We start from the raw sequence: 22,793 nt of genomic DNA on the forward strand, positions 1-22,793 counted from the left end.
GCCGGGTTCCGGGGCAGGATGCCCTTGTGCACCACATATTGTGCGGCCTCGCCGCCAACCCGGCCCTGCCGTCCGAGACGGTCGACCGGCTGACAGCCGTCGCGGACGACGACATCGCCTTCCACCTGGCCGGCCGCGCCGACCTCAGCCGCGCGCAGGCGGCCGCGCTGGTCGCCCGCGTGCGGGGGAGCGCGGCGCGGCTCGCGGCCGAAGGCCGGCTCACCGCCGCCGACATCGATCCGCGTACGCGGCCCGACGCCGCCCTCGCCCTGCTCGACGAGGGCATCGGCCCGCCGGAGTGGGCGCGACTCCTCGCGACGGACCCGGCCGGTGAACGCCGCGAGAAGCTGGCCGCCTGCCCCGGCCTTCCCTCCGACGTGGTGGAGCGGCTCGCGGCGGACCCGGAGGTACGGGTGGTCGTCGAACTGGCGCTGTGGGCCCCGGCGAACACGGCGGCCGGACTCGCGACGCATCCGCACGCCGAGGTCCGCCGCGCGGTGGCGGCCAACGAGTCGACGCCCCCGGCCACCCTGGCGGCACTGCTGACCGGGGTAGGGCTCCCGGCGCCGCGACACTGCGCGGTCTGCGACCAGCATGAGACACCCTTCGTCCACGCCCCGCAGTGCCCCCGGCCCGACTGCCACCTCCCGCCGGGCGCATCCTGCGACGGCTCCCACGCATCCGCCGTGCACCACATACGGGAAGCGGCACTCCGTAACCCCACCACCCCCACCGAGGCCGCTGCTCCCTTCGCGGACCACCCCTCGGCGCTGCTGCGCTGGGCGCTGGCCGGCCGCCCGGACCTTCCCCCGAAGGTGTGCGCGAGCCTCGCCGAGGACCCCGTCCCCGGCATCCGCGCCGACCTCGCCGAGAACCCCGCCATCGACGACGCCCTGATCCGTGTCCTGGCCGACGACCGCGACCCGGCCGTACGCCGTGCGCTCGCCCAACACCCCCGCGTACCGCTCGACGTCCTCGCCCACCTGGCCCGTACCACCAGGATCGGCCCCACTCTCCTGCCCCGGATCGCCACCGCGTCCCCCGCCGAGACCGAGCAACTGGCCACGTCACCGGACCCGTCCACCCGCATGCTCGTGGCCCGGCGACGCGATCTCCCAGCCCACGTCCGCGACCGGCTGGCCGACGACCCCGACGCGAAGGTACTGAAGTCCATCGCACCGCACCCGGGCCTCACCGAGCAGCAGTTGCGCACCATGGTCGCCCGGCACGGTGCCCGAGTCCTCACCGCCGTGGCGGCCAACCCGGGCACACCCCCGGCACTGCTGGAGGACCTCACCCGCCACCGACCACCGGTACGGAAGGTGCTCCGCGAGGTCGCCCGACACCCCAGGGCGACCGCCACGGCACTCCTCGCCTGCCTGGCGGACGACCAGTCAAGGCCCATCGCCGCCGCCCACCCGTCCCTGCCACCGCCCGTCGTCCTGCACCTGCTCAACGACCCGAACCACCAAGTGGCGGAAGCGGCAGCAGCCAACCCGTCCCTGCCGCCTGCTGCGATGTCACACATCATGGGGCCGGTGCCAGGCCCTCCTACCGGGGCGCCGTAGCCGCCCCGAGTAATACGTCCGCGAGGCGGAGGACTGTTCGGGCTCGGAGCTGGACCGTCAGAGCTTGCCGGCGACCGTACGTATCCGGTGGCCCAGGACGCGGCCGAACTCCGCGACGAACCCCGGCCGCAGCCGGGCCGCGTTCCAGATCTCGAAGCCGAGATGGGCGAAGGCGAAGCTGTCGTCCGTCCAGCACCACTCGGGCAGGGGAACCGGGCAGCCGCACGTCGGGCAGCGCAATGTGGCTGCGCCGGCTGTCTGCCAGGTGTGCACGGCCTCCGGCCAGGGCGCGTCCGTGGCCGGCGACGAGCAGCGCGGACACACGGGGGACGCGTCCGCGCCGAGAGAGCCCCAGAAGACGCTAGGGCCGGTGACGGCGGTGAGGCCGTCGCAGCCGCCCGGCACTCGCCGCTCTGTGACGTCGTCCCACCGCGGCCCCGGCGAGTACACCGGCTTGCCGAACATCTCGTACGTCTGCTCGGCAAGCACGATCTGCTCGGCAACCAGCCACGCCACCACCCGAGCCCCGAGCGCCTCGGCCTCCCCGGGGCTCGCATCGATGTCGACGATCGTCTGGAAGCAGTCGCCCATCAGCTCTTGTCCCGATGGCCCGTACTGAGGCGGCCTGGTCCGTGCGAGTGCTGCTTCATGCGGGGCACCCTGCCAGAAGGCACCGACAGCGCTCTCCCTTTCGGCTCTCCCCCCTTGGCAGTCCGTGCAGGGACCTGGAGATCACTGGGCGGCTGAAGCGCGAGCTGTTCAACGGGTCGAGCTGGGTGTGGATTTGGTGGAGGGCCACGGCAATGCTGTGTCGCGTCGTGGACGGTGAATACGCGAGGACGCTCCCGCAGAGGGAACACCTGGCTCGCAGGCCGGGAGAGTCAGGCGTCGCTGCCGTGGTCAGTTCCGAGTCGCGGTCACGGGCGCGCGGGTGATGATGCCGGCCGGGTGGCGGCCGCCGCCTCCCGGTGGTGCGTCCACGCCTCCTCCCGCAGCTCCGTGTTCAGCAGTACGTCCGCGGCCGTGCACGCCAGCGCGCCGGTCGCGGCGACGAGTACCTCGCGGGCCCGGGGGGACGCGGCGGCCGCGGCGAACTCGGGGGTGTGGTCGGAGCCGTCGTCCATGATCGCGACGAACGGGTGGATGGCCGGTACGCGCGTGCTGACGTTGCCGATGTCGGAGGAGCCCAGGTAGACGCCCGGGGCGGGCGGCGTCAGGTCGATCCCCGCTCGGGACAGGTGTCCGGCGAACCGTTCGGACAGCACGCCGCTGTCGCGGAAGTGCTCGTAGCGGGTCGTGGCGCGGGTGACCTCGGCCCTGGTGCCGGTGGCCAGGGCGACGCCCTCGGCGCAGGTGCGCAACTGACCGATCAGGTCCTCCAGTGCCCCGGTCGTGGCCGCGCGCAGGCCGAACACGCCCTCCGCGTACTCCGGGACGATGTTGGTGGCCGTGCCGCCGGCGGTCACGATGCCCTGGACGTGGGAGGCTTCCGGCAAGCGCCGGCCCAGCGCGGAGAGGACGTTGAACAGCTCGATCAGCGCCGCCAGGGCGTCGACGCCCTCGGTCGGGTCGCCGGTGGGGTGCGCGGCGCGTCCATGGAACGCCACGCGGTACTGCACCTGTGCGGTCAGCGGCGCCCGCGTCCAGTTGTGCACCCCCGGGTGGAACATCAGGGCGGCGTCGACCTCGTCGAAGACACCGGCCTCCGCCTCCACCGCCTTGCCGCCGCCGCCTTCCTCGGCCGGGGTGCCGATCGCCAGCACGCATCCGGCGGAGCCGCCGAGCACCGCGTCGACCGCGAGCGCCGCGCCCAGGCCGGCGGCCGCGATCAGATGGTGCCCGCAGGCGTGCCCGAGGCCGGGCAGGGCGTCGTACTCCAGCAGCAGCGCGACGGCAGGGCGGCCGTGGCCCGACCGGGCGGTGAACGCGGTCGCCATACCGGCCACCGGGCGCTCCACCGTGAAACCGGCCTGCTCCAGCTCCGCCGTCAGCCGGGCCGCGGCCCGGTGCTCGGCGAAGGCGTACTCGGGGTCGGCGTGCAGCCCGAGCGCGATCTCCCACAGGGTGTCCGCCCGCCCGGCGACCTCCGCGCGGAGCCGGTCGTGGACATCACCGCTCATGTCGCCGGTGTCATCGCCGTTCACGTCGTCGCTGACATCGTCGGACGTGCGAGTCACCTTGCCTCCTCGGCGTACGGGTGCGGTCACAGGGCGCGTACCACTGCGGCGGGTGCCACCCACCGGCGTCACGACACCCGCCGGTTCCGGCGTGTCGCCGGAGCGACACGGTCGGTGCACGCACCGAACGTCGCTGGGACCGTGCCGTCCGCATCGTGAAGGAGGGCCTCCGCTTAGCAATGGGCCAGAGGGGAAGTCGGAGGTGCACAGCCCCCGCCGCCGGTGATCCGGCCGGGCGGGCCGGTCCCCGGGCGAGGCAGTCGGCCGCCCGTTGTCATCCGAGGAGTGCCGTGACCGTTCGCATCGGAGTGGAAGAGGAGTTCCACATCGTCGAGGTGGAGACCGGCCTGCTCGTGTCCCGGGCCGGCACCGTGCTGGAGGAGCTGCCCCGGCCGACCTTCACGACGGAGTTGCAGCAGGCGACGGTGGAGACGAACAGCGGGGTGCACGCGTCCCTGGACGGCCTGCACCGCGACATCGTCGGCACCAGGCGCCGGCTGGACGCCGCGGCGACCGCGCACGGCCTGGCCGTGGTGGCCGCCGGGACGGTCCCGCTGGCCCGCACGGCGGACATCCTCCCCACGCCCGGCCGCCGCTACCGCCGCATGGTCGACGACTACGGCATGCTCGCCGACGAACAGCTGATCTGCGGCACCCACGTCCACGTCGACATCCCCGACCGTAACGTGGCGGTACGCGTCATGTGCGAGGTGGCGCCGTGGCTGCCCGTGCTGCTGGCCCTGTCCGCCAGTTCCCCCTTCTGGCTGGGCGCCGACACCGGCTACGCGAGCTGGCGGACCATGCTGTGGCAGCGCTGGCCCACCGCCGGGCCGCCGGGATGTTACGCCGACGCCGCCGCGTACGACGCGGCCGTGGCCTCCCTGATCGACTCCGGGGTCATCAGCGACGCCGGAATGATCTACTACGACATCCGGCCCTCGGCCCACCAGAGCACCCTTGAACTGCGCGTCTGCGACGCCTGCCCCCGCGCCGAGACCGTCGTGCTGATCGCCGGGCTCTTCCGCGCCCTGGTCACCGACGCCCGCGAGCGGCTGGAGACGGCCGGCGCCCCCGCCTGCACGGGCCGGCACGAATGGCTGCGGGCCGCCGCCTGGCGGGCCGCGCGAGCCGGTCTCGAAGGCACCCTGGTCGACCCCCGCACCCGGCACGAGGCGCCCGCCGCCGAGGTCGTCCGCGGCCTGCTGGCACGGGTGCGCCCGGCGCTGGAGGGCGCCGGCGACTGGGCCACGGTCCGTGACCTCGCCGAGCGGGCGCTCGCGGACGGCAGCGCCTCCCGGCGCATACGCCGTGCCGCCGCCGACGAGGACCTGCTGGCCTGCACGGACCTGGCGATCGCGGAGACCCGCGGCGACGACCACCCCCGGCCACGGCCCGCCGCCGGCCCCGCCCGGCACATCGCCTCCCCGGCGAGAACCGTAGGCCCCTGACAGCCCCCGGTCCGGGCGGCTCACAGGCCCCCCGTACCCGGCCCCGTCCCTGTCCCCGTCCCCGTCACGAAGGAGAACCGGTACCGTGCCATCCAGCCCCGACCACATACCGACGGACGGGCCCGCGCGCACCTCACCGCCGCGCGACCCGCGCGACCCCGATGTGCGGCCGGGAGGTGGTCGCGGATGTGCGGTCTGAGCGGAGAGATACGCTTCGACGGCACCCGGCCCGACCTGGCGGCCGTCGAGCGCATGACCGACCACCTCGCCGCCCGCGGCCCCGACGGCGACGGGCTCTGGTCCCAGGGCGCCGTGGCACTGGGGCACCGCAGGCTGAAGATCATCGACCTCTCCGAGCGCGGCGCCCAGCCCATGACCGACGCCCGGCAGGAAGTCACCGGCGTCTTCAACGGGTGCGTCTACAACTACGCGGAACTGCGCGAGGAACTCAAGGCCCTGGGCCACCGGTTCCGGTCCACGTCCGACACCGAGGTCGTCCTCAACGCGTACCGGCAATGGGGCACCGCCTGCGTCGACCGGTTCTACGGCATGTTCGCCTTCGCGCTGGTCGAGCACCGCACCGGACGGCTGATCCTGGGCCGCGACCGGCTCGGCGTCAAGCCCCTCTACCTGACCCGGACCCCCGGCCGGCTGCGGTTCGCCTCCTCGCTGCCCGCCCTGCTCGCGGGTGGCGGCGTCGACACGTCGCTGGACCCGGCCGCGGTGCACCAGTACCTCAGCTGGCACGCGACCGTGGCCGCGCCCCGTACCGTCCTCGCCGGGGTGCGCAAGCTGCCCCCGGCCACCGTGCGGGTCGTCGAGCCGGACGGCACCCACGAGGACCACCGCTACTGGCAGCCGTCCTGCACGCGCCGCCCGGAGCACGCCGGCATGAGCCCCACCGAGTGGCGCGACGCCGTGCTGGAGACGCTGCGCACCGCCGTACGCCGGCGGATGGTCGCCGATGTCCCGGTCGGCGTCCTGCTCTCCGGCGGACTGGACTCCAGCCTGATCGTGGCGCTGCTGGCCGACGAGGGGCAGCGGGACCTGGCCACGTTCAGCGTCGGCTTCGAGTCGGAGGGCGACGACGTGGGGGACGAGTTCGAGTACTCCGACCTGATCGCCAAGGAGTTCGCCACCGACCACCAGCAGCTCGTGGTCCCCTCGCACCGGGTCTCGACGGCCCTGGACGCGGCGGTCCGGGCGATGAGTGAACCCATGATGAGCCACGACGTGGTGGCGTTCCATCTGCTGTCCGAGCAGGTGGCCCGGAACGTGAAGGTCGTCCAGAGCGGCCAGGGCGCCGACGAGATCTTCGCCGGCTACCACTGGTACCCGCGCCTGGCCGACGCGGCCCGCGAGGAGGAACCGGAGCGGTACGCCGAGACGTACTTCGACCGCCCCCACGCCGACCTCGCCGCCATGCTGCAACCGGACATGCTGCCCCGCGACGACGTCTCCGGCCGGTTCGTACGGGAACACATGGCCGCGCCGGGCGCCGAGACCGCGCTCGACGCCGCCCTGCGCCTGGACACGCAGGTGATGCTGGCGGACGACCCCGTCAAGCGGGTCGACAACATGACCATGGACTGGGGCCTGGAGGCCCGGGTGCCGTTCCTGGACCACGAACTGGTGGAGCTGGCGGCCGCCTGCCCGCCCGAACTCAAGCTGGCCGACGGCGGCAAGGGCGTCCTGAAGGAGGCCGGCCGCAAACTGCTGCCGCACGCGGTGGTCGACCGGCCCAAGGGCTACTTCCCGGTCCCCGCGATCACCCACATGGCAGGACCCGTCCTGGCCAGGGTGCGCGAGGCGCTCGACGCGCCGGAAGCGAAGCGGCGCGGCCTCTTCCAGGACTCCTATGTCGCCGGACTTCTGGCGGCCCCCGACCGACACCGCACCAAGCGCGGAGCGAACGCGCTGTGGCAAGTGGCTTTGCTGGAGATATGGCTGCAGACGCACGGAATCTGACCGGAGCACACCGTACGGAGCACACGGCGCCCGGGACGCACAGAAGCGAGGGGGCTGCCGGGGCCGGAGGGGCCGGCGGGATCGAAGGGGCCCACGGGCTCGCCGGGACCGCCGGAGCCGACGTACTCGACGGGACCGCCGAGTACGCGGGCGAGCGGGCCGCCACCGCACACCTCGCACCGACCGCCGACCCGCCACCCGCCCCGGCCCCTGACCCGGACGGCCGCGACCCCGCCTTCGCGGCGCCCGCCCGTATCCCCCTGGCGGACGCCTCCGGGCCGCGCGAGGCGACCACGCGGCTGATCGCGCACGGCTGCTGGTACCCCTCGTCCGACCCGGCCGGGACACAGGTCGCCTTCATCTGCGACCGGGGCGGCGTACCCCAGCTCTGGGCGGGGCCCGTCGACGGCGACGCGGTGCGCCTGCTCGACGACGGACCCGACCCGGTCCGCGAGGTGTCCTGGTCGCCCGACGGCCACTGGATCGCCTACAGCACGGCTCCCGGCGGCGGAGAACACACCCGGGTGCTGTGCGTACGCCCCGACGGCACCCAGCGGCACATCCTGGCCGGGGCCGAGCCGGGCAGCTCCGCCCACCTGGGCTGCTGGGCGCACGACGGATCGGCGCTCGCGGTCACCGTCGCGGTCCCCACCGGCCTGACCGGTATCGCCGACCTGACCGCCCCGGACACCCCGCCGGAGCCCGCACCGGCCGCCCCCGGCCGTTCCCCGGGGCGGCTGCCGGACCACTGGCGCAGCCGCATGGGCGATGCGCGACTCCTCGGCGGGGCACCCCACACGCCTCCGCCGCGCCATGGCCCCGGCCGGCCGCCGTCCCCCCTCACAGCCGGTACGACGGCGCTCGGCAGCCAGGACGACAGCCACACCACCGCCCACGACGACAGGCGCGCCGCCCCGGCGGCCGGCTTCGGCGACGGACTGTCGGCCTACCTCATCGACCCCGACGGCGTGACCGCACCCGTCCTGCTCGCCACCGAGAAGGACGCGGCGACCCTGCGCGTGTGCGACCTCAGCCGGGACGGCACCCTCGCACTGCTGCGCCGGGGCCCCCGCGGCCGGCGCGAGGCGGTCGTGCTGCGCACCACCGACCACGTGACGACCTGCACGGTTCCGGTGGCCGACGGAGACCCGTGGATCGGCAGCTTCTCCCCCCGCGCGGACACCCTCTGGCTGCGCAGCAACACGGGCCGGGAGTTCGCGGCCCTGCTCGTCGCCGCGCTCGACCAGGAGGGCCGGCCGCACCGCTGGTCCGTCGAGGCGTCACGCGACGACACCGATCTCGAACTGCTGCGCTGCGGCCACGACGGCGGCACCGCCGTACTGGCCTGGAACGTCCGGGGCACGAGCGAGGTGGAGATCCGCGACACGGACCCCTCCGCACCCGCCGGGGCCGCCACCGGCCCGCCCCGCGCCCTCCCGTTGCCCCACGAGGTGGCCACCCGTGTCGTGGACGCCGGCCCCCGCCTGCTGCTGGCCCTGTCGGGCTCCCAGCGCCGCCCCGGCATCTGGTGGCTGCCCGAGGGCGTGAGCCTGGTGCGCACCCCGTGGTCGTCACGGGACGAGGACGCCGTACCCCCGGGCCGCCCGCCCGTACGCCCCGTCCACCGCCGCCCGGCCGCACGCGACGGGCTGCCGTTGAACGGCTGGTACTACAGGGCACCGGGACGCGGCCCCGGCGCCCCGGCCCCCTGCGTCATCCACCTGCACGGCGGCCCCGAGGATCAGGAACGCCCGGTCCTCGATCCGCTCTACCACGAGATCCTGGGCCGCGGGCTGGACATCTTCGCCCCCGACGTCCGCGGCTCGTCCGGATACGGCCGGTCGTTCGTCGACGCGGACCTCGGAAGAGGCCGGTTCGCCGCCATCGACGACGTCGCGGACTGCGCAGCCCACGCGGTGCTGGCCGGGCCGGCCGACCCCCGGCGGCTGGCGGTCATGGGCCACTCGTACGGCGGCTACCTCACCTTCGCCTCCCTGGTGCGGCACCCGGACCTCTTCCGTACCGGCGTGGCGGTGTGCGGGATGTCCGACTTCGCCACGTTCTTCGAGGGCACCGAACCCTGGATCGCCCAGTCGGCGGCCAACAAGTACGGCCACCCGGTGGACGACCGCGAACTGCTGCACGCGCTGTCCCCGATGAGCCGCATCGACGCGCTGCGCGCCCCGGTGCTCGCCGTGCACGGGGAGCACGACACCAATGTCCCGCCGGGGGAGTCGGAGCAGTTCGTCCGCGCGGCCCGCGAACGCGGCGTCACCGCCGAACTGCTCACCCTGCGCGACGAGGGCCACGACTTCCTGCGCGCCGACAACCGCCGGCACTTCCGCCGCGCCGCCGCCGACTGGCTGCAGCAGCACCTGGCCGACTGACCGGCGGCGACAGCCGTCCGCCTGGGCGACGGCCGTCCGCCGGGGCGGGAGCCGCAGCGGCCCGACTGCGCCGCGGCCACACAACTGCCAGGCCGCCGCCCGGCTGGTTTCGGCGGTGTCGCTCCGGGGGAGCCGGGGGGCGTGGTGTCCTGTCGACTGCTGCGGCACGCGCACCGGACCGCACCTCGCGACCGGCTGCGCTTCGACGGCTGGATCGCGGGTGTCGGAACGGCGTCCGGGACCCGGCTGGTGCTCGGCCACTGGGTCCGCTCGCCCTTCGGGGCGTTCGACGACGTGATGATCGAACGGCCCGACGGCCACCGCCTGTTGCTGGCGCCCACCCGGCGCACGGCCCGGTTCATCGCCGGGACGTACTCCTTCGACGAGGTGCGGGTCGTCCCCGTACGGGTCCGCGTCAGTCCCGGGGACGGCTGGGCCGTCACCGCGGGGCCGCTGCTCGACCTGCGGTTCACCGTGGGCCGCCGCGGCCCGGCGGGACTGCTGCTGCGGGCGGTCCCCGGGGCGCTGGCCGGGAGTCCCCTCTGGACGCTGGTGACGGACCTACCGGCCCGGCTCCTGCTGGGCGTGCGCACGCGGGGGACGGCCGGCGGCGGGCGCCGCGAGTGGTACGGCGCGCGCGATCTGCGCCCGATCACCGCCGCGACCGCCGTGCTCGCCGGCCGCGACCTCGGCGCCCTCGCCGCCGTGCGGCCGCCGGTCCGGTTCGGGTTCGGCTCGACACCCCACCGGCCCGGCCTGGTGCGGGTCACGACGACGGTGGGCGTCGCCGGGCACCGGCCCTGACCGCGGGCGAGGACTCACCCCTGGCCGGATACCTCCGCGGCGCCTGCCGCCGCCTTCGCCAGCAGGTCCAGCACGTCGGTGAGCCGGGCGCGGACCGCCGGGTCGGTGAACACGCCGGTCGTGTCGGCCGCGGCCCGGGACGCGGGGAGCCGCCCGCAGGCCGGCTCGACGACGGCGGCGCCGGTGTATCCCAGGACCGTCCGCAGCGTGGCCTCCGCACCCTCGCCCCGGCCGGGGGCCGCCGCGTTCACCCAGGCCACCGGCTTGTCGCAGATCTCCGTACCGCCGACCGTCCAGTCCAGGAGGTTCTTGAACGAACCCGGCAGCGTGCCCGCGTACTCCGGCGTGCAGACGAGCAGGGCGGCCGCCTCGTCGATCGCCGCGCGCAGAGCGGCCACCGGGGCGGGCAGGGGATCGGTGTCGTCATCGGGGTTGAAGTGCGGGAGCGCGGCCAGCCCGTCGTACCGGACGGCACGCACCCGCGCGGACGGCGCCACGTCCTGCGCGGTACGCAGCACGGCCTCGTTGGTGGAGCCGGCGCGCAGGCTCCCCGACAGCAACAGAATCATCGGTGGTACGGACATCCGCCCAACTTACCTTTCCTCGCTACGCTGGTGGGCAGCGGGACGAGCCGGGACATCGAGGGGCGGACTTGTGCTGGGTCGGCTGAGGCGAGCACATCGCGAGTGGCGCCGGCGCGGGGAGCGGCGCAGGCGGCTGGCCGCGCTGGAGTCATGGCTGATCGCGGCCGCGCGCAAGAAGGTCGTGGACGCCATGGCCGACGCGCACGGCACCGCGTCCGGGCGCGGGTTCGTCGCGGTGGCGGACGTCCTCGCCCAGGTCCGCCGTGACCTGCGCGACCAGGCCCTGCTGGGGGCCGCGCTCTCCGAGCGGGGCAGGCGGCGAGGCTGGGACGAGGTGCACGAACGGGCGGGCGAGGACCGGCAGCGGGCGGCGGAGCTGGAGATCCCGGCCTGGACGGCCGCCGCGGCCGTACGGTGGCAGCTGGACAACCGCCGCGACCTGCCCGTCGACACGGACGCCTACGACCGCCGCTACGACCGTCCCGCATCCTGACGCGGCAAGTCCACTGTTCTGTGGGCGAGTTGTGCGGTGCGATGGACGTCCGGAACGGCAGCCACGGGGAGGGAGCGGGCGCATGGGAGAGGACGGGCAGGGACAGCGGGCGTATCCGCCGAGCCGCCGGGACCTCCTGGCGGCGCTGAAGGCGCTGCCCCTGCCCTCCCTTCCGTTCGTGATCGCCGACCGGATCGCCGACGCGTCGGCCGCCCGGCGCGGCAGGCGCCCCGGCCCCGGCGACCCGCCGCCCGTGTCGGCCCTCGCGGTGTTGGCGCTGCTGCGCGCGCTGGAGCGGGACAGCCTGGTCAAGGGGTACTCGGCGCAGCAGTGGGCGGATCTGGGGACCGAGGTGGGTGGCGTCGAACTGTCCGTGCTCGACACGCTGCGCGATGCCCAGCTGGGCGGCTGGGCCGCGCAGAAGCCGGAGAGCTGGGCGGCTCTCGGACTGGACCCCGACGAGAGCGCCCACCTGACCCGGCTGTGGTGGTCGGTGGACAACTGGCGCGACGCCCAGGCGGCCGGGATCAGGCGGACCCTCGCGGTCGACCGCCTGACGGCGGCCGTGCGGGCGGCCGAAGCGGCCAGGCGGTACAGCCCGGTGCGGGACGCGGTGGACGCGGTCCTGGCGGAGCGCGAGCGGCTGTACAAGTCCCGTGGCCCCTTCGACGGCCCCCAAGGGTGGTGACGGCGGGCCTGCACCGCCCCACGGCACGGCCGCGGCCCGGCCCCGGGCTGCCGCCCGGCCCACCCTGGGCCGCCGCGCGTCACTCGGCGAAGCGTTCCGCTCCCGTGCGTCCCCTCTCCTGGTTCTCCGTCACATACGGGCGCATCTCCCACTCGTAGTCCTCGAAGGCCCTGGTGTGGTCGCCGCCGGTCTGCGCGAGATGGCGGGCCAGGGTGCTCGCGCCGATGAGGGCCTGCGAGGTGCCCAGCCCGGACGTGGGGGAGGCGCAGTACCCGGCGTCGCCCAGCAGCACCACCCGGCCCGCGGACCAGTGGTCGATGCGCACCTGGGCGGCCGAGAAGAAGTAGAAGTCGGAGGCGTCGGCCATGTCCGCCAGCAGGCGGGGCACGATCCAGCCGCCACCGGCCAGGTGCTCGCGCAGGGCCCGCTCCTGCTCGGCGCGTCCCAGCAGGTCCAGCGCCGGGGAGTCGGTGGGGAAGAAGAAGCCGACACTCATCCGGTCGGGGTCCGCCGCGCTGTACAGGTAGGCCCGGCGGCCGGGGGCCTGCTGCCACAGGGCCCCGCGGTGGTCCAGCCCGAGGTGGTTCGCCGTGCTGAACCCGGCGCCGGACAGCCCGAGGTGGTGCACCGCCTCGGCGTGCGGGCCGAAGACCAGGCGGCGCACCACCGAGTAGATGCCGTCCGCGCCGACCACGAGGTCGTAGCTCTCCGGGTCGGCCCGCTCGAAGCCGACCCGCACCCCGCTGTCGTCCTGTTCGATGCGGTTGATGGAGTCGCCGAAGACGTAACGCACCGCGTCCGCCGTGTGCGCGTGGAGGATGCGGGTCAGGTCGCGCTTGGGCACCTCCAGCTCGCCGGAGAACACGTCGGCGGGCAGTTCGTCGATCTTGTCGCCGTCCGCGTCCAGCACGTCGGTGCCGGTCATCCCGGTGGCGTGGGCACGTACCTCCGAAAGGATGTCCAGTTCTTCCAGCACCTTGAAGACGGCGCCCCGGAAATCGATGGCCCAGCCGCTCTGCCGCAGGGCCGGCGCCCGTTCCACGACGGTCACCCGGTGGCCGTCGCGGTGCAGGAAGTAGGCCAGGGCCGGGCCCGCGACACTCGCTCCAGAGATCAGGATCTTCATGCGGCCTCCACTGTCGAGACGTGACGTTGCGTCCGCTCCCTCAGCTTCACCCCGCTCCGGATCACTGATCAACAGCGCTTTCGGCCATCGGCCGTACGTCCTGAACCACGCGCCCCGCCGACCGCCGATGTTCGGCCATCTGGCGTGCCGGTGCCGGTGCCGGTGCCGATTCTGGTTCTGGTTCCGATTCCGATTCCGATTCCGATTCCGATTCCGGTCCCGGTTCCGGTTCCGGTTCCGGTGCCCGTGCTCGCGTCCGTGCCCGGCCGCGGCGGTTCAGGGCTTGCGCGCCACGCCCGCGTAGCAGGCGGCCTCGGCGTCGCTGACGTCGCGGGGTGCGGCATCGGCGTCGGGGCGCCAGCGCAGGATGGGCGTGAGTCCGGGCTCGATGAGATCCCAGCCGTCGAAGAAGGCGGCGATCTCCTCCCGGGTGCGCGCCTGTCCCGGGGTCCCGGCCGCCCGGTAGGCGGCGGTGAGCCGGGCGATGCCCTCGGGATCGAACTCGGGCGTGACGTGGCTGATCGTCAGGGCACTGCCCGAGGGCAGCGCGTCCTTGAGGCGGCCGACGATCGCGTGCGCGTCGTGCTCGTCGGTCACGAAGTGCAGCAGGGCGTTCAGACTGAGCGCGACGGGCCTGGCGAAGTCGAGTCCGGACCGCAGGACCGGGTGGTTCAGCAGGGCGTCCGGGTCGGTGACGTCGGCCTGCATGTAGGCGGTACCGCCCTCGGGGTGGCTGCGCAGCAGCGCGCGGGCGTGGGCCAGGACGATCGGGTCGTTGTCGGTGTAGACGACGCGCGCGCGGGGATTGACGGCCTGGGCGACCTCGTGGAGGTTCGGCGAGGTCGGGATGCCGGTGCCGATGTCCAGGAACTGGTCGATGCCCAGCCGCGCGAGGTGGCGGGCCGAGCGGGCGACGAAAGCGCGGTTGCTCCGCGCGGCGACCAGGATGGAGGGGAAGGCGGCCATCGCCCGGCCGGCGGCCTCCCGGTCGGCGGGGAAGTTGGTGATCCCGCCGAGGAAGTAGTCGTACATGCGGGCCGAGTGGGCCCGGTCCAGTTCCAGGTCCACCACGTCCGCGGCGGTCTCATTGACGTCGTCCATCGCCTGTCCCCCTCGGCTCCCGCGTCGATGACGTCCACCTCGCCCACCGCACACCCCGGGCCGCGCCGCCCCGTCCCGCCCCGCCCCGGCTCCAGCTTCCTGCCCGGGCGACGACGCGGACAACCGGGCGGTACCGGCCAGCGTCGGCCGGCGCGCGGCCCTTCAGGGGGACGAGCAGGGCCTTCTCGGGGCGAAACGCCCTCCACCCTGCGCTTGAGTAATCGTATTATTGCGCTGCGTAGAGGAAGTTGGGTCGTCTCCTGCACGCGGGAGCCGTTCATCCGGTTGGCTGACGAGTGGGACACGAGTTGTCCCGCACCGACCCCGTTCCACCATGGAGCGGCGCGGTGCACAGCCGAAGGACGCCACGCCCGTGGACCTCGATCTGGACACCTTGACGGTCTGGGGGACCGCCGCCCGGATCTATGCCCCCGTCCCGCACCGGACCGGCCGGCACCTGCCGCCCGCCGCCGCGCGGACCGCTGCGCAAACCGGAGCGCGGACCGGCGTATGGACCGGAGCGCGGACCGGAGTGCGCCGGCCCCACCACCAGCCCGGCGCTCCCACCGCTCCCACCGCTCCCACCGCCCCCGCCGCGCCCGCCGGTCCCCGCGCCCCGGAAGGCGCCCTCCGTGCGGGCGAGGCGCGATGACGCCCGCCCTCGACGGCCCCCGCGGGCACCGTGCCGGACCGGCCGCGGACCGCCCGGGCCGGATGGCGTTGACCTTCGGCGCCTTCCACGCCTACCACCGCAAGCTGTGGATGCGTTACGCGCACACCCAGGTCGGCAGCCGGCGGGCCGCCGAGTCCGTGGTGGACGCCGCCTGCGCCCGCCTCAAGGCCACCTGGCCGCACGTCCTGCTCCAGGAGTCCGTGCCCCGCTACGCCTGGATGGTGCTCAAGGAGGAGGTGCAGCGATGGCTCGACGACCGGGGCATATCACCCCAGGTGGGCGACGCGGCCATGCTCACCGCGATCCAGAAACTCCTGATGTACGAGATGCGCGACGAACTGCACGTCATCTCCCAGGAGATAGGGCTCTACACGGCGATCTCGGCCCTGCCCGAACGCCGCTACGACGTGATCGTCCTGCGCTTCCTGCTCGGCAAGGACGAGGAGCAGGTCGCCGAGTACCTCGGCATCGACACGGCCACGGTCCGCTCGCACATCCGCCACGCCCGCCGCTCCCTCGCCAAGGAACTCCACATCCCCTACCAGGAGACGGACCACCGACCGTGACGCGCACCCACCACGACCCCGCTCCCGGCATCGACGCCGCCCTCCAGGAGGCACAGGCCCTCACCACCGCCTACGACGACTACGACACCGACGCCGCCCTGCGGCGCGTCACGGCCCGCGCCGCCGCCCTCGCCCCCCGGCCCGGCACACGGACGTCCCCGCCCTCCCCGTACCGCACGGTCCACGAACAGGCGGCGCACGATCTCGACCTGGCCGCCACCCTCGTCGTCGGCGCCCCGCAGGCACATCTCAGCCTCGCCCGGCTCGTCGACGCCGAGCGGACGGAGCCGGAAGGCGCCCTGGTCTTCGCCGCCCTGCTCCACCTGGCCACGTACCGCGAACAGGCCCAGTTCTGGTTCGAGTTCGCCGCCGGCGCCGGCAACCGCACCGCGGCCTTCTGCCTCTACCTCGTCCACGAGCAGCGCGCCGAACACCGCACGGCCCGCTACTGGCGCGCCCAGGCACACACCCCCGCGCCCACCGCCCGCCCGGCCGCCCCGGTCCGGCGCCGCGAGCGGCCCCTGCTGTCGGAGGCGGTCCGCCGCGACCTGATCTGCCGCTGCTGGCAGGGCCGGCGGCCGATCCTGCCGGCCCGGCTCGAAGCGGTCATCCACAGCCTGCCCGTCGAGGCGGAGGACGAGGACTTCGGCGTCATCCCCCGCCCGGACCGCTCCCTCACCCGGCTGTCCGGGCACGAGACCGGCGCGCACTGATCCGGTCTCGTGCCCGGACAGGCTCGTGCCCGGACAGGCTCGGGCGCGGCTCTCGGCGGGGGAGAGCGCGTGCCCTGTCGTCTCCCTCTCCCCGGGGTTACGGCCACAACCGGTGGCGTTCCCAGATGCTGTGGCGGTCGGGGCGTTCGTAGCGCAGCCGGTCGTGCAGGCGGTCCTTGTCCGCCTGCCAGAACTCGACGGCGGTCGGAACGAGGGTGCACAACGTCCATTCCGGGCTGACCAGACCGGGTTCGGCCGCGATCCGGGCCGCCGCCGCCCGGAAGGCGCGGTCACGTTCCCCGGGGCTCTCCAGGTGCTCGCTCTGCCGGCCGAGCAGGACCTCGGCGCGGGCGGTCGCCCCGCGGGCCAGCAGATCGGCGGCGCTCCGCCCGGGGGACGCGGGCTCGACGCCGCCCCGCACCCTCACCTGCCGCCCCAGGAGCGGCCAGTGGAAGGTGAGGGCCGCACGCGGCCGCCCGGCCAGTTGACGGCCTTTCGGGCTGTCGGCGTGCACGGCGAACTGCCAGCCGTCCTCGTCCACGTTCTTGAGGATGAGCACCCGGGCGTCCGGGCCGCCGTCCTCCCCGACCGTGGAGAGCGTCATGGCGTGCGCCTCGGGCACACCCGCGGCGACGGCCTCCCTCAGCCAGTCCAGGAACAGGCCGGCCGGCTCGGCGGGGGCGCGGGACGGGTCGAACTCGGCCGGCGGACCCGCGAACACGTCGAGGCCGCGCAGCCACTCCCGTACGCTCACGGGCTCACCGGGACCGCCGCGGCGGGCGGCCGGACCCGCCGGGGCGGTGAGGTCCGCCGGGGCGGTCCGGTCCGGCCGGGCGGGGCGATCCGACCGAGTGGTCCGGTCCGGCTGGGAGGCGCCGTTCGACGCGGTGGGTTCCCTCACAGGATGTCCTCTCCTTCACGTGTCTTCACAAGGCGCCGCCGGGGCGGTGGGAGCGGGCTCACGCCGTGCTGCGGCCGCCGCACTCGACGGCCAGGCGCAGGCTCCGGTCGACCGCGTACGGGATGTCGACGACCGGGAACAGGGTGTGCCGTACGGTGCGTTCGGCGTCGACGACCAGGATCAGCCGCTTGTGCCGCAGCCGTCCCGCACCGCGGAAGGCGGGCAGCCGCAGGGCCGCGGCCAGGTGGTGGGCGGCGTCGGAGAGCAGCGGGTACGGTACCTGCTCGGCGCGCGCGAACCCCTCCTGTTCGTGGACGAGTTGGGTGCTCACGCCGCGTACGGCGACGCCCGAGCGCCGGAACTCGGGCCAGGCGTCCCGGAAGAGCCGGTTCTCCAGGGTGCACCCGGCGGCGCCGGGTATCGGCGGCTCGCCCCATTCGACGCCGGTGCCGGGATAGGTGAACAGCACGGTGGCGGCGGCGTCCGGAGGGACGACGGGCAGGCTCTCCCCGCCCGGCCCGGGCAGGTTCAGGTCCTCGGGCAGGCGCGTACCGGTCAGGGCGTGCACACGGGCGTGCTCGGCGCCGTCCTCGTCGGCCGTCGCGGTGAGGGAGCCGTCGCCCAGCACCCACCGGTCGCCCCAGTCCTGCATGGCGACCAGCACCGGCAGCAGCGCGGCGCCGGCGTCGGTGAGCAGGTACTCGTGGCGCACCGGACGCCGCTGGTAGAGGCTGCGCGTCAGCACCCCGCTCGCGACCAGCCGCCCCAGCCGCTCGGTGAGCACCTTCCGGGACAGGCCGATCTCGGCGGCCAGCGCGTCGAAACGCACGTGCCCGCGGGCGACTTCGCGCAGCACCAGCACGTTCCACCAGTCGCCCAGGACCAGGGCGGCCCCGGCGATGCCGCATGTCTCGTCGGCGTTGCGCATCCTCATGCGCCCCTAGTACGTTCCTTTTCAGGACTCACTTTGTTTCTCGACGAAACTTATCGCTCGCCGACGCGTGGGCCAGCATGAGGAGCCGCATCATGACCGCCATCGGCCGGGTCGTCGCACGGGAGATCATCGACAGCCGGGGCAACCCGACCGTCGAGGTCGACGTGGAACTGCGGGACGGCTCCCTCGGCCGCGCCGCCGTGCCGTCGGGTGCCTCCACCGGGGCCCGGGAAGCGGTCGAGCTGCGCGACGGCGACCCGGCCCGCTTCCACGGCAAGGGCGTACGGCGCGCGGTCGACGCCGTGAACGAGACCATCGCGGACGCCGTCGTCGGACTCGACGCCGAGGACCAGGCGACCGTGGACCGCGCCATGATCGAACTGGACGGTACGGACACCAAGTCACGCCTGGGCGCCAACGCGCTGCTGGGTGTCTCCCTGGCCACGGCCAAGGCCGCCGCGGCCGCCCACCGGCTGCCGCTGTACCGCTATGTCGGCGGCGTCGACGCCCGCCTGCTGCCGGTGCCGATGATGAACATCGTCAACGGCGGTGCCCACGCCGACAACCCGCTCGACTTCCAGGAGTTCATGATCGCGCCGATCGGCGCGGCCAAGTTCGCCGAGGCCGTCCGCATGGGCTCGGAGGTCTTCCACACCCTGCGCGGCGACCTCCGCGCGGCCGGCCACAGCGTGAGCGTCGGTGACGAGGGTGGCTTCGCCCCCCAGCTGACCACCGCCGAGGAGGCGCTGGACTTCGTCGTCCGCGCCATCGAACGGACCGGCTACCAGCCCGGCACCGACATCACGATCGTCATGGACCCGGCCACCTCGGAGTTCTTCCGCGACGGCGTCTACGACTACGCCGGCGAGGGCGTCCGCCGCACCCCCGCCGAGCACGCCGACTACCTCGCGGGTCTCGTCGACCGCTATCCCGTCGCCTCCATCGAGGACCCGATGGCCGAGGACGACCACGACGGCTGGCGCGAGCTGACCACCCGGCTGGGGGAGCGCTGCCAGCTCACCGGGGACGACGTCTTCTGCACCAACGAGAGCCTGCTGCGCGCCGGTATCCGCGACGGCATCGCCAACTCGGTCCTCGTCAAGGTGAATCAGATCGGCACCCTGACCGAGACCCTGGCCACCGTGGCCACCGCCCATCGGGCCGGCTACACCGTCGTCATGTCCCACCGCTCCGGCGAGACCGAGGACACCACCATCGCCGATCTCGCCGTCGCCACCGGCTGCGGCCAGATCAAGACGGGCTCCCTCTCCCGCTCCGACCGCACCGCCAAGTACAACCAACTCGTGCGCATCGAGGAGGAACTGGGCTCCCAGGCCCGTTACGCGGGCGCGGAGGCGTTGGGGCTGCGCCGCTAGCGTGCTCCCCCCCCGTAGTGGTCCGACGTGTCGGATACGCTACGCGTCCGACGACGGGGGGAGACACATGTTCGGCAACCGGCTGAGAGCCGTGGCCGTGGCGGCCGCCTTGCTGGCCGGGCCGGCCGCCTGCGGCAGCTCGGAGGACGAGACACCGGACCCTGTGTCCGGCCTGAAGGACACCGCCCGGCACGTCTCCCGGCAGACCGCACAGGCCGTCCGCCCGCGCCTGGTCAGGAAGTGCACGACCCGGACCCGCCAGGTCCGCCACACCTCCTCGTCGGGCTCCGGCAAGGAGCGCAAGACCCGTACCTGGTACACCACCGAGGACTACCAGGACTGCCGCAAGGTCCGCAGCGGCACCGAGATGTACCAGGAGGAGGTCCAGCCGGAGCGCTGGTGCGTGCGCCTGGACGACGTGGACGGCGACGACAGCGTGGACGACGTCTGGTACCGGGTGACCAGCACCGATTACGACCAGGCCCTGGCGGCCGACGACCACGCCCGGCTGGAGTTCGTCCCGCAGCAACCGGACGACGGCTGCTGAACGCCTACGGCTGCTGAACGCCGACCGCCGTTCCACGGGGCGCACAGCTTCGCACGCCGTTCGACGAGACCGCAGTCGGGGCCTTGTCGAACGGCGCGGGCGTCACCGCGTCTCGCGCAGCCCGAGCAGGTAGGCCGCGGTGAGCGCGACGGCGCGGTCCTCGTCCTGGGACAGCTGAGCCAGGGCGCGTGACGTCGTGGGCCCGGGGATGTCCCCGAGCGCCTGCGTCAGCCCTCGGCGCGCGGACGGGGACGGGGCGTTCCGGGTGAGGCGGTCGACGAGCCCGGTGGCGATCCGGTCCGCCAGCGCGGGCTCGTGCGCCAGGGCGCTCAGCGTGTCGGCCGCGTCGACGTCGTTCGCGCCCTCAGCGATCATGTCGATGAGCGTCGGCACCGCGTCGGCCACGCCGCGGGACCCGAGCGCCACGGCCGCGCACCGGCGGACCTCCACGTCGCGGTGCGTGAGCGCGTCCCGCAGCAGCGCGGTCGCCTCCTCGGCCGGCATCTCGGCGATGGCCCGGACAGCACGTCCGCGCACCTCGGCCACCGGCGAGCCCAGGCCCTCCGCCAGCAGTTCCAGTCCGCTGCCACCCGACTGCGCCAGTGCCCACCGCAGGGCGCCCGCGACGTTCGGGTCCGCTTCGTGCAACGCCGCCTCGACCAGGGCCTCCACCGGCACCGCGGCCTGCCCGGCCGAGGACAGGGCCGCGCTCTGGCGCTTCCCCGGGCTCTCCGACCCCAGCGCGTGCAGGAGGGCGACGGTCCGCAGGACGTCCTCCCAGCCGGTGGGCTCCGCGGCGCCGATCCGGCGGAGCCGGGTCAGCAGTTCCGTCTCGGCCGCGATGCGTTCCTGGGTGCGGCGGACGAGGTCGTCGACGAGCGCCGACGGCTCGAAGCCCGGATCGTCCAGCGCGCGCCCGATGTCACGCAGCGACAGACCCAGCGACCGCAGACTCTCGATGTGGAAGATCCGCTGGATGTCCTCCCGGGCGTACTCGCGGTAGCCGCCCCCGGTACGCCCGCTCGGCCGCACCAGGCCGAGCCGGTCGTAATGCCGGAGCATCCGTGCGCTCACCCCGGACCGCCGTGCCACCTCACCGATCAACACGCCTGGTCACTCCTCCTGGCCGGTCGTCCCCAGCGCCACGACACGCCGCGCCTCCTCGATCGCGTCCTCGGAACCGGAGTCCGGGTCGTACCACAGCCGTTCCGTGTCCTCGGCGTGCCCCCGCACCCGAGGGTCGGCGTCCGTCATCGCCGCCCGCAGGACCGGCGTGATCACCTCACCGAGCGCGATCAGCGCCCGGCTGAGACTCAACCGCGTCGCCCGCCCGCCGCGCCCGAGCTGGGTCGCCAGCACACCGGCCAGCGCGGACGCCTCGTCCTCCGGCACGAGCAGCACCGCGGCCCGCCAGGCGCAGCGCGCCACCTCGTCGTCGGCGTCGGTCAGCAGCGTCCGCGTGAGCGACGGCCACGCCCGCCGGTCCCCGATCTTGGACAGCGTGTGCAACGCCTGGCTCCGCGCCTGGGCGTGCTCCGAGCGGAGTTCCCCGAGGAGCCTGGGGAGCGTCAGCGCCGGCGAGTGGCGGGTGAGCGCCCAGGTGAGCGTCTCCCGCACGTACGGCTCGGGCTCGGTCGCGCACCGTTCGACGAGCGCGTCCACGAACCGCGGGTCCGGTGACGTGCCGATCGCCAGCGCGGCCCGCATCCGCACCGATGAGCTGCTGTGCTCCAGCGCCTGGAGCGTTCGTGTCATGTGCGGGTCCGCGGTCGCGTCCGCCCTTGTGTGCGCGTCCTCGTCCGGTCTGGTCATCGGGACCACCTCCTTGACCGCAGTGAAGACCTTGTCACCGTGTCAAGGTCAAACCGTCACACCGGGTCCGGGTCCCCGACGACCCCGTTTCCCCCCTCGCGGTCGGGAGTTTCCGCGCGCTCGCGCAGGTACGCCTCCAGTTCGGCGGCGCCGACCAGCATCGCGCGCCCCCGGGCGGACAGCCGGCCATGCCAGTCGCGCAGGGTGGCCGCCAGCGGCTCCGGCCCGCCGGCCGCCCGCACCTGGGCGATCAGCGGGGCGATCTGCTCCAGCAGGTAGCCGCCCCGCCTGAGCTGGTGCGCCAGCCGGGCGTCCCGCACGTCGGCCTCGCCGTAGACGCGGTACCCGGTCCGCGGATCGCGGCCCGGGCGCACCAGACCGGCGCGCTCCCACTTGCGCAGCGTCGCGGGCCGGATGCCGAGCTGCTTCGCCAGCGGCCCGATGAACCTGCCGCCGGACGCCGACGCCGACGCCGACCCGGCCCGGGCCCCGGCCTCGGAAGCCGATCCGGACGTACGGCCTGGCCCGGACGCCTGCCCGGATGCGGCCACCGCCGCCGACTCCAGCCCCCGGAGCGCCTCCTCCACCGCCCGCAGGGTCCGCCGGTCGTCGAGGAGCTGGGCATGGCTCTCGTCGATGAGGCGCAACGCCTCGTCGACCGTCCCCTGGTTCACCGCCCGCATGACCGACGTCGCCGTCCGGTGCCCATGACCGGGCACCAGCGCGAGGAACGCGCGCAGCGCCCGCGCGTGCAGCGGGGTGTAGGTGCGGTAGCCGTGGGGCGTGCGACCGGCGGCCGGGAGGATGCCGGCCTCCTCGTAGTTCCTGACCGCCTGCGTGGACAGCCCGTGCCCGCGCGCCAGATCGACGGGACGCAGCCGAACCCCGGTTTGAAGGTTTCTCCCCATGCTTCCGACGATATCGCGC

Annotated in this window: 21 protein-coding genes; 11 read left to right on the forward strand and 10 right to left on the reverse strand. The window is 74.2% G+C overall.

The features are described 5' to 3' along the window. Window positions 1-26: 26 nt before the first annotated feature. Window positions 27-1,568 (forward strand): hypothetical protein, encoded by a 1,542-nt coding sequence (locus ABZ858_RS07040; RefSeq protein ID WP_361373523.1) that lies wholly within the window; start codon window positions 27-29, stop codon window positions 1,566-1,568. A gap of 57 nt (window positions 1,569-1,625) precedes the next feature. On the opposite strand, the gene ABZ858_RS07045 is transcribed toward ABZ858_RS07040, so the two are convergent. Next, window positions 1,626-2,159 carry a hypothetical protein gene (locus ABZ858_RS07045; RefSeq protein ID WP_361373525.1) on the reverse strand — a complete coding sequence of 178 codons (534 nt, stop codon included), beginning with the start codon at window positions 2,157-2,159 and terminating at the stop codon, window positions 1,626-1,628. 326 nt (window positions 2,160-2,485) lie between these two features. Further along, window positions 2,486-3,688, reverse strand: coding sequence for an amidohydrolase (locus tag ABZ858_RS07050; protein WP_361373726.1), 1,203 nt, complete (start codon window positions 3,686-3,688; stop codon window positions 2,486-2,488). Window positions 3,689-4,035: 347 nt separating this feature from the next. Here ABZ858_RS07050 and ABZ858_RS07055 point away from each other — a divergent pair, with 347 nt between their 5' ends. The 4 genes from ABZ858_RS07055 to ABZ858_RS07070 all read left to right on the forward strand — a co-directional run bounded on the left by ABZ858_RS07055 (window position 4,036) and on the right by ABZ858_RS07070 (window position 10,352). Beyond that, window positions 4,036-5,193 carry a glutamate--cysteine ligase gene (locus ABZ858_RS07055; protein WP_361373527.1) on the forward strand — a complete coding sequence of 386 codons (1,158 nt, stop codon included), beginning with the start codon at window positions 4,036-4,038 and terminating at the stop codon, window positions 5,191-5,193. A 186-nt stretch (window positions 5,194-5,379) separates the two neighbouring features. After that, window positions 5,380-7,161, forward strand: coding sequence for an N-acetylglutaminylglutamine amidotransferase (locus ABZ858_RS07060; RefSeq protein WP_361373529.1), 1,782 nt, complete (start codon window positions 5,380-5,382; stop codon window positions 7,159-7,161). Then, window positions 7,137-9,548 (forward strand): alpha/beta fold hydrolase, encoded by a 2,412-nt coding sequence (locus ABZ858_RS07065; protein ID WP_361373531.1) that lies wholly within the window; start codon window positions 7,137-7,139, stop codon window positions 9,546-9,548. The genes ABZ858_RS07060 and ABZ858_RS07065 overlap by 25 nt, the downstream gene beginning before the upstream one ends. Before the next feature lie 141 nt (window positions 9,549-9,689). Next, window positions 9,690-10,352, forward strand: a complete 663-nt coding sequence (locus tag ABZ858_RS07070; protein ID WP_361373533.1) for a hypothetical protein — start codon at window positions 9,690-9,692, stop codon at window positions 10,350-10,352. A gap of 14 nt (window positions 10,353-10,366) precedes the next feature. On the opposite strand, the gene ABZ858_RS07075 is transcribed toward ABZ858_RS07070, so the two are convergent. Beyond that, entirely contained in the window at window positions 10,367-10,936 is a 570-nt protein-coding gene (locus ABZ858_RS07075; protein WP_361373535.1) for an NADPH-dependent FMN reductase, read from the reverse strand. Between the two features lie 70 nt (window positions 10,937-11,006). On the opposite strand from ABZ858_RS07075, the gene ABZ858_RS07080 reads away from it, so the two are divergent. Further along, complete coding sequence (locus tag ABZ858_RS07080) at window positions 11,007-11,429, forward strand: hypothetical protein (protein ID WP_361373537.1); 423 nt, start codon at window positions 11,007-11,009, stop codon at window positions 11,427-11,429. An 82-nt stretch (window positions 11,430-11,511) separates the two neighbouring features. Beyond that, window positions 11,512-12,117 carry a hypothetical protein gene (locus ABZ858_RS07085; protein WP_361373539.1) on the forward strand — a complete coding sequence of 202 codons (606 nt, stop codon included), beginning with the start codon at window positions 11,512-11,514 and terminating at the stop codon, window positions 12,115-12,117. Window positions 12,118-12,196: 79 nt separating this feature from the next. Here ABZ858_RS07085 and ABZ858_RS07090 read toward each other — a convergent pair whose 3' ends face one another. Beyond that, the gene (locus ABZ858_RS07090; RefSeq protein ID WP_361373541.1) at window positions 12,197-13,243 is read right to left on the reverse strand and encodes an FAD-dependent monooxygenase; all 1,047 of its coding nucleotides are present in this window, start codon (window positions 13,241-13,243) and stop codon (window positions 12,197-12,199) included. A 276-nt stretch (window positions 13,244-13,519) separates the two neighbouring features. Continuing rightward, the gene (locus tag ABZ858_RS07095; RefSeq protein ID WP_361373543.1) at window positions 13,520-14,344 is read right to left on the reverse strand and encodes an SAM-dependent methyltransferase; all 825 of its coding nucleotides are present in this window, start codon (window positions 14,342-14,344) and stop codon (window positions 13,520-13,522) included. Window positions 14,345-15,058: 714 nt separating this feature from the next. On the opposite strand from ABZ858_RS07095, the gene ABZ858_RS07100 reads away from it, so the two are divergent. Next, window positions 15,059-15,583 carry a sigma-70 family RNA polymerase sigma factor gene (locus ABZ858_RS07100; RefSeq protein ID WP_361373545.1) on the forward strand — a complete coding sequence of 175 codons (525 nt, stop codon included), beginning with the start codon at window positions 15,059-15,061 and terminating at the stop codon, window positions 15,581-15,583. Next, window positions 15,580-16,296, forward strand: a complete 717-nt coding sequence (locus tag ABZ858_RS07105; RefSeq protein ID WP_361373547.1) for a glycoprotein — start codon at window positions 15,580-15,582, stop codon at window positions 16,294-16,296. The genes ABZ858_RS07100 and ABZ858_RS07105 overlap by 4 nt, the downstream gene beginning before the upstream one ends. A 97-nt stretch (window positions 16,297-16,393) precedes the next feature. On the opposite strand, the gene ABZ858_RS07110 is transcribed toward ABZ858_RS07105, so the two are convergent. After that, on the reverse strand, window positions 16,394-17,017 hold the full coding sequence (locus ABZ858_RS07110; protein WP_361373727.1) for a pyridoxal 5'-phosphate synthase: 624 nt from the start codon (window positions 17,015-17,017) through the stop codon (window positions 16,394-16,396). Between the two features lie 238 nt (window positions 17,018-17,255). Then, the gene (locus ABZ858_RS07115; protein WP_361373549.1) at window positions 17,256-18,131 is read right to left on the reverse strand and encodes a winged helix-turn-helix transcriptional regulator; all 876 of its coding nucleotides are present in this window, start codon (window positions 18,129-18,131) and stop codon (window positions 17,256-17,258) included. A gap of 92 nt (window positions 18,132-18,223) precedes the next feature. On the opposite strand from ABZ858_RS07115, the gene eno reads away from it, so the two are divergent. Together eno and ABZ858_RS07125 are read left to right on the forward strand one after the other, a co-directional pair. Next, entirely contained in the window at window positions 18,224-19,507 is a 1,284-nt protein-coding gene (gene eno, locus ABZ858_RS07120) for a phosphopyruvate hydratase (protein ID WP_361373551.1), read from the forward strand. A gap of 67 nt (window positions 19,508-19,574) precedes the next feature. Beyond that, window positions 19,575-20,054 carry a hypothetical protein gene (locus ABZ858_RS07125; RefSeq protein WP_361373553.1) on the forward strand — a complete coding sequence of 160 codons (480 nt, stop codon included), beginning with the start codon at window positions 19,575-19,577 and terminating at the stop codon, window positions 20,052-20,054. Between the two features lie 102 nt (window positions 20,055-20,156). Here ABZ858_RS07125 and ABZ858_RS07130 read toward each other — a convergent pair whose 3' ends face one another. From ABZ858_RS07130 to ABZ858_RS07140, 3 genes are all read right to left on the reverse strand, one after another. Further along, the gene (locus ABZ858_RS07130) at window positions 20,157-21,161 is read right to left on the reverse strand and encodes a HEAT repeat domain-containing protein (RefSeq protein ID WP_361373555.1); all 1,005 of its coding nucleotides are present in this window, start codon (window positions 21,159-21,161) and stop codon (window positions 20,157-20,159) included. A gap of 6 nt (window positions 21,162-21,167) precedes the next feature. Further along, window positions 21,168-21,809, reverse strand: coding sequence for a HEAT repeat domain-containing protein (locus tag ABZ858_RS07135; RefSeq protein WP_361373728.1), 642 nt, complete (start codon window positions 21,807-21,809; stop codon window positions 21,168-21,170). Window positions 21,810-21,922: 113 nt separating this feature from the next. Beyond that, window positions 21,923-22,774, reverse strand: a complete 852-nt coding sequence (locus tag ABZ858_RS07140) for a TioE family transcriptional regulator (protein ID WP_361373557.1) — start codon at window positions 22,772-22,774, stop codon at window positions 21,923-21,925. Between the last annotated feature and the right edge of the window lie 19 nt (window positions 22,775-22,793).

The organism is Streptomyces sp. NPDC047017 (assembly GCF_040644175.1).
Lineage (GTDB): Bacteria > Actinomycetota > Actinomycetes > Streptomycetales > Streptomycetaceae > Streptomyces.